The sequence below is a fragment of the Paenibacillus sp. FSL H8-0260 genome, from assembly GCF_045040625.1.
GTDB lineage: Bacteria > Bacillota > Bacilli > Paenibacillales > Paenibacillaceae > Paenibacillus_AQ > Paenibacillus_AQ odorifer.
Genome location: NZ_CP150298.1, coordinates 5,573,622 through 5,587,797 on the forward strand (window position 1 = coordinate 5,573,622; position 14,176 = coordinate 5,587,797).

11 protein-coding genes are annotated in these 14,176 nt (G+C 45.9%); 6 read left to right on the forward strand and 5 right to left on the reverse strand.

All coding sequences use genetic code 11. The features are described from left to right. Positions 1 to 27: 27 nt before the first annotated feature. Together MHI51_RS24825 and MHI51_RS24830 are read right to left on the reverse strand one after the other, a co-directional pair. On the reverse strand, positions 28 to 888 hold the full coding sequence (locus MHI51_RS24825; protein ID WP_038573065.1) for a phosphate ABC transporter substrate-binding protein: 861 nt from the start codon (positions 886 to 888) through the stop codon (positions 28 to 30). 54 nt (positions 889 to 942) lie between these two features. Continuing rightward, positions 943 to 2,379: a stalk domain-containing protein gene (locus MHI51_RS24830; RefSeq protein WP_405173324.1), complete on the reverse strand. Its 1,437-nt coding sequence runs from the start codon at positions 2,377 to 2,379 to the stop codon at positions 943 to 945. A 378-nt stretch (positions 2,380 to 2,757) separates the two neighbouring features. On the opposite strand from MHI51_RS24830, the gene MHI51_RS24835 reads away from it, so the two are divergent. The 6 genes from MHI51_RS24835 (at position 2,758) to MHI51_RS24860 (ending at position 9,610) form a co-directional block, all read left to right on the forward strand. Next, positions 2,758 to 2,949, forward strand: a complete 192-nt coding sequence (locus MHI51_RS24835; protein ID WP_405173325.1) for a hypothetical protein — start codon at positions 2,758 to 2,760, stop codon at positions 2,947 to 2,949. A 72-nt stretch (positions 2,950 to 3,021) separates the two neighbouring features. Further along, positions 3,022 to 3,204, forward strand: a complete 183-nt coding sequence (locus tag MHI51_RS24840; RefSeq protein ID WP_405173326.1) for a hypothetical protein — start codon at positions 3,022 to 3,024, stop codon at positions 3,202 to 3,204. Positions 3,205 to 3,659: 455 nt separating this feature from the next. Beyond that, positions 3,660 to 4,391, forward strand: a complete 732-nt coding sequence (locus MHI51_RS24845) for an ABC transporter ATP-binding protein (protein WP_076129437.1) — start codon at positions 3,660 to 3,662, stop codon at positions 4,389 to 4,391. Beyond that, positions 4,388 to 5,437, forward strand: a complete 1,050-nt coding sequence (locus MHI51_RS24850) for an ABC transporter permease (RefSeq protein WP_076277516.1) — start codon at positions 4,388 to 4,390, stop codon at positions 5,435 to 5,437. The genes MHI51_RS24845 and MHI51_RS24850 overlap by 4 nt, the downstream gene beginning before the upstream one ends. A 57-nt stretch (positions 5,438 to 5,494) precedes the next feature. Continuing rightward, positions 5,495 to 6,184 carry a TetR/AcrR family transcriptional regulator gene (locus tag MHI51_RS24855; RefSeq protein WP_405173327.1) on the forward strand — a complete coding sequence of 230 codons (690 nt, stop codon included), beginning with the start codon at positions 5,495 to 5,497 and terminating at the stop codon, positions 6,182 to 6,184. An 81-nt stretch (positions 6,185 to 6,265) separates the two neighbouring features. Beyond that, positions 6,266 to 9,610, forward strand: coding sequence for an SNF2 helicase associated domain-containing protein (locus tag MHI51_RS24860; RefSeq protein ID WP_405173328.1), 3,345 nt, complete (start codon positions 6,266 to 6,268; stop codon positions 9,608 to 9,610). 73 nt (positions 9,611 to 9,683) lie between these two features. On the opposite strand, the gene MHI51_RS24865 is transcribed toward MHI51_RS24860, so the two are convergent. From MHI51_RS24865 to MHI51_RS24875, 3 genes are all read right to left on the reverse strand, one after another. Next, complete coding sequence (locus tag MHI51_RS24865) at positions 9,684 to 11,258, reverse strand: exosporium glycoprotein BclB-related protein (RefSeq protein ID WP_405173329.1); 1,575 nt, start codon at positions 11,256 to 11,258, stop codon at positions 9,684 to 9,686. A 427-nt stretch (positions 11,259 to 11,685) separates the two neighbouring features. Then, positions 11,686 to 13,632 carry a collagen-like protein gene (locus MHI51_RS24870; protein WP_405173330.1) on the reverse strand — a complete coding sequence of 649 codons (1,947 nt, stop codon included), beginning with the start codon at positions 13,630 to 13,632 and terminating at the stop codon, positions 11,686 to 11,688. 45 nt (positions 13,633 to 13,677) lie between these two features. Beyond that, the gene (locus MHI51_RS24875) at positions 13,678 to 14,037 is read right to left on the reverse strand and encodes a hypothetical protein (protein WP_036687001.1); all 360 of its coding nucleotides are present in this window, start codon (positions 14,035 to 14,037) and stop codon (positions 13,678 to 13,680) included. Positions 14,038 to 14,176: the final 139 nt, after the last annotated feature.

The window sequence follows — 14,176 nt, forward strand, 5'->3', positions numbered from 1 at the left end:
ACCGTTCAATATGATCTTCAGATGTTATTAACCCTTCATTGCTGCGATCGGAATGAATTTAAGCTTTTTCAGAGATCCTTGTTGGAACTTTTTGCTTTGTACGTATTCGATAAATTCTTTAGTTGCGCCAGTAGGTTGACCTTTAGTCATGTAGTAACCATAAGCCCAAATCTTATAAGAACCGTTAATTACGTTGTCTGTAGTAGCTGCGATACCGTTGTGTTTCACTGCTTTTACGTCGCCACTTACATAAACAAGGTCGATATAACCGATGGAGTTAGGAGTAGTTCCTACTGCTGTTTTCATGTCGCCGGATGAACCTGTTTCTTTGTAGTTCTTAGCTTTTTTAACGATATCTCCGCCATCCAAGGCTTTAGCTTGATAGTTAACGCGGGTACCAGAACCGAAAGAGCGAGTGATGACAACGATATCTGCATCTGCGCCGCCTACTTCTTTCCAGTTGGTGATTTTGCCAGCGAAAATGCCTTTAAGTTGTTCTGTTGTGAGGTTATCTACACCCACATTTTTGTTTACAATCGTTGCAAAAGGAATGACAGCTACTTTGTTCGCTACCTGTCCGTCAAAAGCTTTGAAGCCTGGTACGTCGATGCTAGCATCCCAGTCGCATGCGCCGATATCAGCGATGCCTTTTTTCACAGCTTGTGGTCCAGTTACAGAACCTTTACCAGATGCTGCGATTTTTACTTTAGGGTGCAGCTTTTGGAATTCTTTTGCCGCTTGCAAGGTCAATGGAAGAAGTGCGGTTGAACCGTTAACGGTGATTTTGCCACTAAGTGAATCTGCTGCTGCTGCAATCCCTGCAAAAGATGCGGTTACCGCGATTACGGCTGTTAAAGCCGTTACTGTTAATTTCTTGAAGATTTTCATTGTACTATTTTCTCCTCTCGGCTCTAGGCCGTTAAAATATGTTTGGGATAATCATTATTTAGTCAGTTGCAGCCCTTTACCGCCTTGGATAACCCATACGCTGTCGCCGCTCACAATCGCAAGCTTGCTTCCGTCTTTAGATACAGATACTTCAGATACATCTTCAGCCGTACGGAACAGTTCGGTCTTTGCACCACTACCATCGATAGAATAGATCACTGTGCTTCCGTCTGCCGTAGTACCTGCCACTACCAAACCATTGCTAACGCCAGTGGACCAATTCACTTCGATATCAAGTGCAATATTAGTGCTGGTTGCGTCCGCTTTTACAAGCTTTAGGGTATTCTTCTCATTGCCGTCTGCATCTGCGCTCAGGTATGCCACATTTCCATCAGCCAAAATCTCTGGATAAAGCTTGTTATCTGCTGTGGTTGTTAATGCAGCTGGTTTAGCATCTTTTGTAGCCAGATCAAGCTTATAAAGCTGCTCTCCTGCCGAGCTGAAGTCTACCGTAAGAGAATCTTCTGTGCTGTCTGCATCATTTTTAGCAACACCCGTCAAATTAACAATATAAACGGCACTTTTTTCGTCAGCAGAAATGCGCAGTTCAGATTTATTCTCAACCTTGTCAGCCAATACGGATTTAACATCACCAGTCTCTACTGAGATTTTAGCGATTTTTTCTTGCTTGTCTCCTTGGATGAAATAAATGCTTTTCCCATCTTTGGACCAAACCAGATCTGTCTTCACGCTATTGTCGGTGCCTAGTGTTTTAACAGCTCCGCTAGACAAGTTAATCAGATTCAGCAAACCTTTCTCATCATTAAAAGCTCCCCACTGTTGATCCGGCGATACTGCAAAGTCCACCGCACTGTCATTTGACGAAAACACTTCATAGTTACCTGGTTCTGTACTGAATTTGATAAGCTGAGTAGTTTCAGCATCACTTTTGTTCGCAATCAGGTTACCAGCTGCCGTCCAGTGCAAAGTATCAAACAATCCTTCCGGACGTGCAAAGCTCAAAATCGTGCTAGCATCAGCGTCCAGCTCTCCACCTAATGCAATAACTAACTTAGTCAGCTCTACATAGGTTTTACCGTTATAAAACACTGGAGCCACTGTGAACGATTCGGAATTACCATCTACTTGATAGCTCTTTGAGCCTGTTTTGAGTTGCACATTATGTAGTCCTTTGCTGTCGTTAAGTTCAAACCCGCTTGTTCCCAGTACTACCTTAGCCCCAATTTCACCAGCTACCTGAGTCAGCGAGTAAAGCTTGTAACCACTGCTGTTAATGGTGTTAAACACAATCGGCGTTCCGTTTACATTCCAAGTAGTTGTACCTTCTTTAACTGCTGTAACAGCAGCGACTTGATTGGTAGCTACAGATTTTACATTACTGCCGGTGCTAGCTGCAGATACACTTCCAACGCCTACTGTTGCAAGAAGTGCTGAAGCCAACGTTGCGCTAATCCATTTACTGTTTTTCAATTAGATTCACCCTTTTCGTATAGGTAACTGCTAATGTCATTTTCGTCTACAATTGTCAATTCTGTTGCAGAGGAATGTAATGGAAATATTAACTAGTATTCTTTTTTTAAAAAAATCAGGTATATTAGCTCATTTAACAATTTTCTTGCTCTAAACCAAATGAACTAAAGAGCAAAAACAGCCTCTTTTCGTAAAAAGGTGCTTGGTGTGGCTACCTTATTTAGTTGGAGAATTGTTTGGGATTTAGTGTGATGCAGGGACTAGTTTGAGATTGCAGGCGGGTGGGGGAAGCTTGTTGCTGAGGTCGATGGGCACGGTGAGTATATGTGGAGTTCGCTTGGGCGCGTGGGGAAGCTTGTTGAGGAGGTCGCTGGGCACGTGGAGTATATGTGGAGTTCGCTTGGGCGCGTGGGGAAGCTTGTTGAGGAGGTCGCTGGGCACGGTGAGTATATTGCAGAGTTCGCTTGGCGCGTGGGGGAAGCTTGTTGCTGGCGAGAGTCTGCTATCAATTATGTGGCTGCTGCTTACGATTTAAAAACTAACTGGTCTGTTGGGACGGTTTCTGCATAAGGTTAGGAGATTCGGCTGATTGTACGGGATTTATACCGTTCTTTTGCTAACTTTAGCGGGATTGGGTACATTGTGCGGGATTTATACCGTTCTTTAGCTGACTTCAGCAAGAATGAGCTCACTGTACGGGATTTATACCGTTCTTTTGCTAAATTTAGCGGGATTGGGTACATTGTACGGGATTTATACCGTTCTTTAGCTGACTTCAGCAAGAATGAGCTCACTGTACGGGATTTATACCGTTCTTTTGCTTGATTTATCTAAATCATGCCTATTTAGTGGCATTTATGCCCTTCTTTAGTCTGGTTTAGGTAAGCCCGTGCTATTTTGAGGCATATATGCCTCTCTTTTAGCTGATTTAAGTGGATCGACGCCATTTAAGGGCATTTATGCCTTTCTATTACCTAGTTTAGGCGGACTGACACTATTTAGTGGCACTTTTGCCTTTCATTCAAATCATCTCTATATACATAGTAAAAGGACATGTTGAATTAACAAACCTCAATCGGGATTAAGCTAATACTGTGGGATACCTTTGTATAAAATATATGGTTTACAATTCCTAACTTTTGATGCACAGTAATGAGTGAGTACTCACTCATTATATAATTAGAGTGTTTAACGCAATGCAGTTCATCACCATCACCATCACCTTCTACACCTTCAACTCAAGTAAGTATCCCAGAACATTCAGAATCGAGGAGATAAACATGGGTTCAGAGGTTCCAGTTATTTCAGTGAGCCATGTCGGGAAAGCCTTTGGAGAGAAACAGGTGCTCGAGGATATTTCGCTTCAAGTGGAACGTGCGGAAACCTTTGGCATACTAGGGCCATCGGGCTCAGGAAAAACAACATTAGTGAAGCTGCTTACAGGTATCGATGAGGTAACCTCCGGCGAGGTGAAAATACTTGGCGTGACGATGCCGAAGCTGACTATGCTGCAACAGATTGGGTATATGGCCCAGTCTGATGCCTTGTACACGGAGCTTAGCGCGAAGGAGAATCTGGAGTTTTTTGCAGCGCTATATGGACTAAAGGGGGAGCAACGCTCCAAACGCATCACAGCCGTAATGGAGATCGTTAATTTACAAGATCATTTGCGAAAAAGAGTAGACCAATACTCCGGCGGGATGAAACGCCGCTTATCATTGGCGATCGCGCTGCTGCATGAACCGCCGTTGCTTATTCTTGATGAGCCTACAGTTGGCATAGACCCGGTGCTGCGGCTATCCATCTGGAAGGAACTAAAAGCGCTGAACCAGAAAGGCACCACCATTGTGCTGACCACGCATGTCATGGATGAGGCTGAAAAATGTGACCGGCTCGGAATGATCCGTGATGGCAAGCTGCTTGCTGCCGACACGCCTGCCGGACTGCTGCAAGCCACCGGTTCAGCTTCTATTGAAGAAGCCTTTTTATATTATGGAGGTGTGCGTTCATGAGAATCCGAGCGATCACCTTAAGGATTTTGCGGCAATTCATTCATGATAAAAGAACGATGGCATTAATGTTCATTGCACCACTCCTCGTTCTAAGCTTAATGAGCTTGGTCTTCAACGGTGACGCCTATGAACCCAAAATCGGTGTGTCCGGTGTACCTCTAAATATGTCAGCTGCGTTAAAAGAACAAAATGCCATCATCAAAGAATATGCCAGCGCAGAGCTGGGAAAAGGCGCTTTAGTAGAAGGAAAAATTGACGCTTTGATCACTTTGAACGGAACCGCCGGAGATTCGCAAGTAACGCCTCAAGTGCTGTTAGAAGGTAGCAACCCTACAGCCAATAAGGCAGTAATCATGACGCTGCAACAAATCTCCCAAAAACTTCTTCCAAGTACAAAGGAACAATTACAGCCGCAGATCAGCTATCTTTACGGTTCTGAGAATATGAAGACGATCGACCGTTTCGGTCCCATTATGATTGGCGTATTTGTTTTCTTTTTCGTATTCTTGATTGCAGGTGTATCCTTCTTAAGGGAACGAACCACAGGCACGCTTGAACGCCTACTTTCGACTCCATTAAAAAGATGGGAGATTGTGCTCGGGTATGTATGTGGTTTCGGCATATTTACCGTTTTTCAGGCGCTATTGATCTCATGGTATTCCATACAGATTCTTGGCATTATGATGACAGGCAGCTTTGGTTACGTGTTGCTGATAACATTACTCCTATCGATGACAGCGCTGACGTTGGGCACACTGCTGTCGGCTTTTGCAGCCAATGAGTTGCAGATGATTCAGTTCATTCCACTCATTATAGTGCCACAAATCTTCCTCAGTGGATTATTCCCGCTCGATACCCTCCCACTGTGGCTCCAGCGCGTTGGCCTCGCTACACCGATCTATTACGGATCAGAAGCTCTGATGAACATTATGGTCCGTGGCAAAGGATGGAGCGCAATTGCAATGGATGTCTATGTACTTATAGGATTTTCGCTGCTATTTATGCTGCTGAATGTATTGGCACTGCGCAAGCATCGCAAAATGTAACTTCACAAAAGCTATTATCATTGAAACAAAATGAATCAAGCATGGAGGGTTATTGTAATGAAAGAGGAAGTTTCTACGGAACAAAATATAGAAGAGCAGTGGATAGAAGAGCTGCTGACCCTTGGCAAAGACGAGAAACTGACATCGAAGCAGATTTCTATTCTACAAGCGGCGATTGAGGTGTTTTCCGAAAAAGGATACTCTGCGACATCCACGAGTGAAATTTCTCAGAAGGCGGGCGTGGCGGAGGGAACGATTTTTCGCTATTACAAGACTAAAAATGATCTGCTGCTTGCCATAGTAGGTCCTACCATGAGTCGCATGCTTGCGCCTTTTGTGCTGCGGAATTTCAACGGCGTGCTTGATATGCCCTACGACAGCTTCGAGGAGTTCCTGCGGGCATTTATGATCAATCGGCTGGATTTCGCCCGCAAGAATTTTAAAATTCTTAAGATTCTTATTCAGGAGATTCCTTTTCAGCCAACAGTTAGAGCGCAGTTTGTAGAGAATATTCTTAGCAAAATACTTGAGCGCGTGATTGATATTGTTGAACATTTTAAGGAAAAGGGTGAAATCATCGAGGTGCCTACACCCACACTTATACGCTTCACACTCTCGTCTGTCGTAGGTTATTTGATGAATCGATTGCTGCTGCAGCCAGATAAGGACTGGAACGACGAGGAAGAAATCAACCTGACGATCGCTTTTATCATGCATGGAATAAGTAAAACAACACCCCCTATTTGATGCGCACGCCCGTTCTGTTATCATAAGTACTATATTAAATTCGGACTTTTCGAGATCAAGTTATGAGGAAGGAATTATGTTATGGGCTTTAGTGTATCAGAACGGGTAATCAAACTGCTGTGCGGCAAGTCTATTTTTGAAAAAGGATTAGCTTATTACCAAACTGAAAGTGTCGATATAATTGAAGTTGAAGAATACAATGACTCCATTCCAGATTTGCCCCGCTCTCGATATGAAGCCATTGTTCAGGGGGCGATCGACTATGAAGCTATGGTGGTCATTGATATTGATGGGGATGTCCAGGCAGAGTGTAATTGTCCAGCCTACTCCCATGGGGGGCCATTCTGTAAACATATCGCGGCTGTGCTGATCAACGTTGACGCCCTTAAAACTGGCCGAGATCATTCAGAGCCTACCGGAGCTTCGCACCTGTCTTCTATAGAAGATACTGAGATTCTAACCCCACGTATTTTTACAGATACTGTGCGAGACAACGGGGGAAAGTCCAGAGATCAACAGCTCGTGAGCAGCCTACTGGGGATGTTCGGCAACCATATACCGCGTCCTAGCGGTACGGGGGCTTTTGTAGATAACAGACTTCCTCTAAATATAGAGTTTACATGCAAGCCGTTCACTTATAGTTACAGCCACACCATGCTGGGTATAGAAATGAAAGTCGGTCCAAAACGTCTATATATTGTTCAGAAAATAAGGGGATTTCTAGAAAGTGTACACCGCGGAGAATCCTTTGAGTTCACGAAACATTTTATCTATAATCCTGCCATTTACAGCTTCCGGAAGGAAGATAATGTTGTTCTACAGAAGCTGATTGATATTGTATTAAATGAAAAAATGTACCGCGATAACGTCACTCCTTACTCACCTTATGGGGGGAGTATTGGGGGAGATCGGTTGCTGGCCGTCCCTCCTTTTTTCTGGGAGTCGCTTCAGCCTGCGCTTTCAGAGGTCTCGTCGGTATTTTTGCAACAAGAAGAGGTGCTGTACGAAGGCATCCACGTGTCCAATGAGGCGCCTCCACTCAGCTTTGAATTTGAACAGGCAGAAGAGGATGGATATCATCTGGATATTCAAGGACTTGAGCAGATTTCGGTCTTAGAAGATTACGGGATAGTACTGTCGGAAGGTAAGTTGCTGAAGCTATCCCCTCAAGAATGCATACGCCTTGCTGAAATGAAAAAAATGCTGGATTCCTCCCGCCGAAATGGTATCGATATTGCCCCCGAGCAAATGGAGTCTTTTATGGACAAGGTTATTCCTGGTCTGAAAAAGCTAGGCAACGTCCATATCGCCGATTCCATCGCGGATCGGATTGTCCAACATAGGCTTATCGCGAGACTTTATCTGGACCGTGTGAGAGATCGGCTGCTCGCCGGACTAGAGTTCCAATATGGTGACATTGTGATCAATCCCTTAGATGAAAAAGCCCATGTTCGCGGGACGAATTTGATTCTTTTGCGAGACGGGGAGGGAGAAGCCCGCATTCTGGAGCTGATGGAGCACGAATCCTTCGCTAAAACCGAGGGCGGATACATTATGACAGACGAAGAGGGCGAGTACGATTTTTTGTACCATACCATTCCGCTGCTGGAACCGCTGCTTTCGGTCTATGCGACCTCCGCAGTCAAAGCAAGACTGTTCACGAGCACTACACCCCCAAAGGTGAGCATTAGTTGGAATGAAAAGACGGACTGGCTTGATTTTAAATTCGATATGGGCGGGATTCCAGAAGCTGAGATTGTTATGGTTCTGAAATCCCTGCAGGAAAAACGCAAATACTACCGCTTGCCTGATGGGGCCCTGCTACCGCTGGAGAGCGAGGAGCTTCAAGAAATCATTACCTTTATGAATGATATAGGCATCCGGGAAGGTGAGATCAAAGGGGTGGAATTTTCTCTGCCCGTTGTTCGCGGGCTACATTTGACCTCCACGGATGCTAAGAGTGACTCCATTAAGCTGGGCAGATCCTTTAAAAGGTTACTTGCGAACATGCGGAATCCTGAGAATCTTGATTTTCCTATACCTGACAGTCTGGTTCCTGTGCTAAGGGATTATCAACAATATGGATTTCAGTGGTTGAAGACGTTGGCCCATTACCGTTTTGGTGGTATTTTGGCGGATGATATGGGGTTAGGCAAAACGCTGCAAAGTATCGCTTTTCTCCTGTCAGAACTTCCAGAGATCCGCCAGAATGGACTGCCTGCCCTAATTGTCGCTCCTGCGTCTCTCACTTATAACTGGCTTAATGAGCTTAAAAAATTCACGCCAGAGATCAAAGCTGTCATTGCAGACGGTAGTCTAATTGAGCGCGGGCGGATTTTAAAAAATACAGCAAAAGCTGATGTAATCATCACTTCTTATCCGTTGCTTCGCAGAGATGTTCAGCTGTATGCTAAAAAGTCTTTTCATACCCTGATTCTCGATGAAGCACAAACTATAAAAAACCATACTACACAGACAGCCCAAGCTGTAATGGCGCTTCAAGCCCGGCACCGTTTTGCACTTACGGGTACTCCCGTGGAGAATGCGTTGGAAGATTTATGGTCCATTTTCGGCACCGTGTTCCCTGGGTTGTTTCCAGGCAAAAAAGCTTTTCATGATTTACCAAGAGAAACGGTTGCGAAGCGGGCGCGTCCCTTTTTGCTGCGGCGCTTAAAGAGTGATGTGTTAAAGGAACTTCCGGACAAAATCGAATCCGTACAAGCATGTGAACTGCTGCCGGAGCAAAAAAAGTTATATGTAGCTTATCTCGCCCGTTTGAAAAAAGAGGCGCTTAAGCATTTGACCCAAGATAGCTTCGGCAATAATAATCGGATCAAAGTTCTGGCGGGACTAACTCGTCTGCGCCAGTTGTGCTGCCACCCTGCTCTTTTTGTCGATGGATATGAAGGAAGCTCTGCTAAATTCGAGCAGCTGCTCGAAATTATAGAAGAATGTCGCAGTTCGGGTAAACGTATGTTAGTATTCTCACAATTCACAGAGATGCTCGGCCTGATTGGACGTGAACTAGGATATCAGGGCATTCCATACTTTTATTTAGATGGTCAAACGCCTGTTTCTCAACGAGTAGATTTATGTAATAAATTTAATGAAGGAGAGCGTGATATTTTCTTAATCTCCTTAAAGGCCGGCGGGACCGGGCTCAACTTAACTGGGGCAGACACTGTAATCCTTTACGATCTTTGGTGGAACCCTGCCGTTGAGCAGCAAGCTGCGGATCGGGCTCACCGTATCGGGCAGAAAAATGTAGTGCAAGTAATTCGTCTCGTCACCCAAGGCACCGTAGAGGACAAGATGTATGAGCTGCAGCAGAAGAAAAAGAACTTGATCGATGAGGTCATCCAGCCAGGTCAAGAAAGCTTGTCTACCCTCACAGAGCAAGACATCCGGGAGATTCTAATGATCTAAATAACAACGTTGGAGAAAAAATCAGGATATCCTGCAGCCCATAGGGCTATCGGGATATCCCTTTTTCTTCAGATTATGCGATTGTAACTCCTGCACTAGCATAGCCAGCAACAGTTGTTGCAACGTCAATGCCAGCCGTGACCGTCGAAGTGAAGACCAACAACAAGCGTTCTCCCACAGTTACAGGGATGCTCAAACCTGTGGTATTACCACTGCTAATAGTTCCAAGAGCAATTAATCCTGTAAGCGGAGGACTTAACGTAACTAAAGCCCCAGGTACTGCTGTGAAGGTATTGTTAGGTGTAGTAGATCTGTATAATTGAGCCGTGATTGTTACCGTAGACCCCACTAAACTAACGGAAGCTGTCGCACTGAAATAGGCTGCCATAGACGTAATCGTTCCAGTTCTAGGAACCGAGAACGCAAAGTTCAGCAAGGTTCCAGCCGCTCCGGTAAGATCTATAGTACCGCCTGTAATACTGATATTAGTTGCACTGCTACCAAAACCAACTGCACTTGAAGTATTCAAAAGCCCCCCTAATACAGTGGTCATTGCTACTGGAAGACCAGAAGAATATGGAATAATTGCACCTGAACCAGTAGCACCTGTTGCTCCAGTTACACCAGCAGTTCCTGTTGCTCCAGTTACGCCAGCACCTGTCGCTCCCGTTACTCCAGCACTTCCTGTCGCTCCCGTTGCTCCAGCACTTCCTGTCGCTCCAGTTACACCAGCACTACCTGTCGCTCCCGTTGCTCCAGCACTTCCTGTCGCTCCCGTTGCTCCAGCACTTCCTGTCGCTCCCGTTACTCCAGCACTTCCTGTCGCTCCCGTTGCTCCAGCAGTTCCTGTCGCTCCCGTTACTCCAGCGCTACCCGTCGCTCCCGTTACTCCAGCACTTCCTGTCGCTCCCGTTGCTCCAGCAGTTCCTGTCGCTCCCGTTGCTCCAACACTTCCTGTCGCTCCCGTTACGCCAGCACCTGTGGCTCCCGTTGCTCCAGCAGTTCCTGTTGCTCCCGTTGCTCCAGCAGTTCCTGTCGCTCCAGTTACACCAGCACCTGTTGCTCCCGTTGCTCCAGTACTTCCTGTCGTTCCCGTTGCTCCGACGCTTCCTGTCGCTCCAGTAGCTCCAGCACCTGTGGCTCCGGTTACGCCAGTACTTCCTGTCGCCCCCGTTGCCCCTGCACTTCCTGTCGCTCCCGTGGCTCCAGCACCTGTGGCTCCGGTTACGCCAGCACCTGTCGCTCCCGTTGCACCAACGCTTCCTGTAGCTCCAGTAGCACCTGTAATTCCTATATTTTCTCCATATAATTCAGAGTAGACAAGGCGATGAGCAGTCACTAATTGACCTGTGCTACTCTTCCCCCAAATTGAAATTTGAATGGGATCATCAATCGTAATAGGTGTTGTGAATAGAAATTCAAATGAATCAAAGTTTGCATAATAATCCCTATTAACCACTTGATTAGGAGCTAAATTAACCTGTTCACTTACATATAAAGTTCTTGTCCCATTCATATAATAGCCTTCGACTTGAACCGTTGACGGAGTATCATCACTCTGATTGACAATTTTAAGAGTAACAAGCTGAGTAGGTCTTACACCGCCTACCAGATTATTTTCTATGGGACCAGTAGATAGTTGACTCAATTTTCAACACCTCATTTTTTATGAAATTATAATACTCGTATTATTTGAATTTCGAAAATCAACTCACCTGAACAAAACTATCCTCAAGAGTTACGTATAAACTAGGGTTTTATCTATAATCATTCCTCCCCCTGCTCTAAGTTGATAATCTATGAGCCTACAAATCAGTTCATATTTTTTGGCTCTTTATAGTATTATTCTTATTTTGAATTAAGGTGTGGACATCCATTTAAAAACTACTATTACACATATTTGATTTATTAAAATAAGCTAAAAATCTGTAATGGTTTAATAGAATAAGAATCTAATAAGCAACGTTCCAGTCGACTTATAACATATGCCAACAAAACAGAGGGTAACCCGAGAGCCACACTAACGGCTACCGAATTACCCCTGTTATAAACACTGAACTTGAAGATAAATAAGCTTAAGTTAATTCATGAACAGACCAGACGATACCTGCTGAGTTCGCTCCACCCAAATTCAAAGGAACCGTCAAACCATTTGCCACATAGAACAAGCCAATCACATCACCTGCGGTTAATGCAAATTCTCCAGCTAGCGTCACAGTACCACTTCCCAAAATTGCTCTCAAATCTAATATAAGCGCTACATTCACATCAAGTACTGGGAACAACCCACTTACCAGATTTGTTGCAGTAGGAGAAGTTCTCTGAACTACGAAAGCCGGATTAACTCCAGCACCAAGACTGATAGAAAGTGAGGCAGTTGTGGAATAATTGATAGTCGCTTCAATCGAATATCTACCAGTTGTCGGAATGGTATAATTTCCCCCAACTTCGTCGAAAGACGGGCTATCATAAAAAGGTGTTGTCACAGTCCAGCCAGTTAATTGTGTAGATGTGGAAATTGCCAATGAGGGTTTGAAAGCAGAAAACCCTTCTTGTTGAATGTTCGGACCTGTAGCTCCAGTTACTCCAGTTACTCCAGTTACTCCGGTAGCTCCGGTTACACCAGCTACTCCTGTTGCTCCTGTTGCTCCTGCTACTCCAGTCGCTCCGGTTACTCCTGTTTCACCCGTTGCTCCGGTTACACCAGCTACTCCTGTTGCTCCTGTTGCTCCTGTTGCTCCAGTTGCTCCTGTTGCTCCCGTTGCTCCAGCTACTCCTGTTGCTCCCGTTACACCAGCTTCACCCGTTGCTCCGGTTACACCAGCTACTCCTGTTGCTCCCGTTACACCAGCTTCACCCGTTGCTCCGGTTACACCAGCTACTCCTGTTGCTCCCGTTGCTCCTGCTACGCCAGTCGCTCCGGTTACTCCTGTTTCACCCGTTGCTCCGGTCGCTCCAGTTGCACCAGTCTCTCCTGCTCCGGTCGCTCCGGTAGCACCCGTTGCTCCATCCGCTCCAGTTGCTCCCGTTGCACCTGTCTCTCCTACTCCAGTCGCACCAGTCACTCCATCTGCTCCCGTTGCTCCTGTTGCACCTGTAGCTCCATCTGCTCCTGTTGCCCCTGTCTCTCCTGCTCCGGTCGCTCCTGTGGCACCCGTTGCTCCATCGGCTCCCGTTGCTCCTGTTGCACCTGTAGCTCCATCTGCACCTGTTGCCCCGGTCGCTCCTGTAGCACCTGTTGCTCCGTCAGCTCCCGTTGCACCAGTCGCCCCAGTTACTCCGTCTGCTCCTGTAGCTCCAGTCTCTCCTGCTCCGGTCGCTCCTGTTGCACCCGTTGCTCCGTCTGCTCCCGTTGCACCCGTTGCACCTGTAGCTCCATCGGCACCTGTTGCCCCAGTCTCTCCTGCTCCGGTCGCCCCGGTTGCTCCCTCTGCTCCCGTTGCACCCGTTGCACCTGTAGCTCCATCGGCACCTGTTGCCCCAGTCTCTCCTGCTCCGGTCGCTCCAGTGGCTCCATCCGCTCCAGTCACCCCGGTTGCACCAGTCACTCCATCTGCCCCTGTTACACCTGTCGCCCCAGTCTCTCCTGCTCCGGTAGCACCCGTTGCTCCATCGGCTCCGGTCGCTCCTGTTGCACCAGTCGCACCGGTCGCGCCAGTTATCCCTTGCGTTACACCAAGCAATTCTGCATGTACAAGTCGATGGGCAGTCACAATCTGGCCAACGCTATTTTTTCCCCATACTGAGATTTGAATCGGATCATCTACCAGACTTGTAGTTGTAAAAATAAATTCAAACGCATCAAAATCGGCATAATAATCACGTGTTATAACTTCATTAGGTGCTACATTTATCAGCTCGCTGACATATAAAGTTCTTGTCCCATCCATATAGTATCCTTGAACAAGAGCCATTGATGAATCAATGTCACTTCGGTTATCAATTTTGACAGTAACATGCTGAGTAGGTCTTACACCCCCTACCATACTATTGTCTATCGGTCCGGTAGATAAATAACTCAATTTCTCATCACTCCTTTAACGTTAACTGTGTCACAAAAATAATTATTAAATTAATACTGCCTGCTTCTCCCACGCAACTATGCGATGAGGATCTACCAATGCCCCTGAGTTCTGTTTTCCCCAGACTGAAATCCCAACCTCTGCTTCAACTGCTTCTACTGTTGTAAACACAAATTCAAATGCGTCCAAGTCGGCAAAATAGTTCTTAGTTAAAACTTGATTAGGTGCTAGATTTACTGTTTCATTCACATACATCGTTCTTGATCCGTTAAGAAGGAAACCTTGAATAACTAGATTATAAGGATTAAGAGAATCCCGATTAACTACTTTTACGGTTACCAGTTGCGACGGTCTGACCCCTAGGATTGGGCTGTTATCTATAGGTCCAGTAGAAAAGATAGCCATGTTTTATTCACTCCTCCCTTCCACTACAAATTGAAAGATTAGTGGCTCCGTATAGTAATATTCCTTGGCTTGAGTTAGCGTGTGGACTGTTGTGCAAAGGAACAGCTAGTCCTATAACAAGACAGCCTTCTTTTTCCAG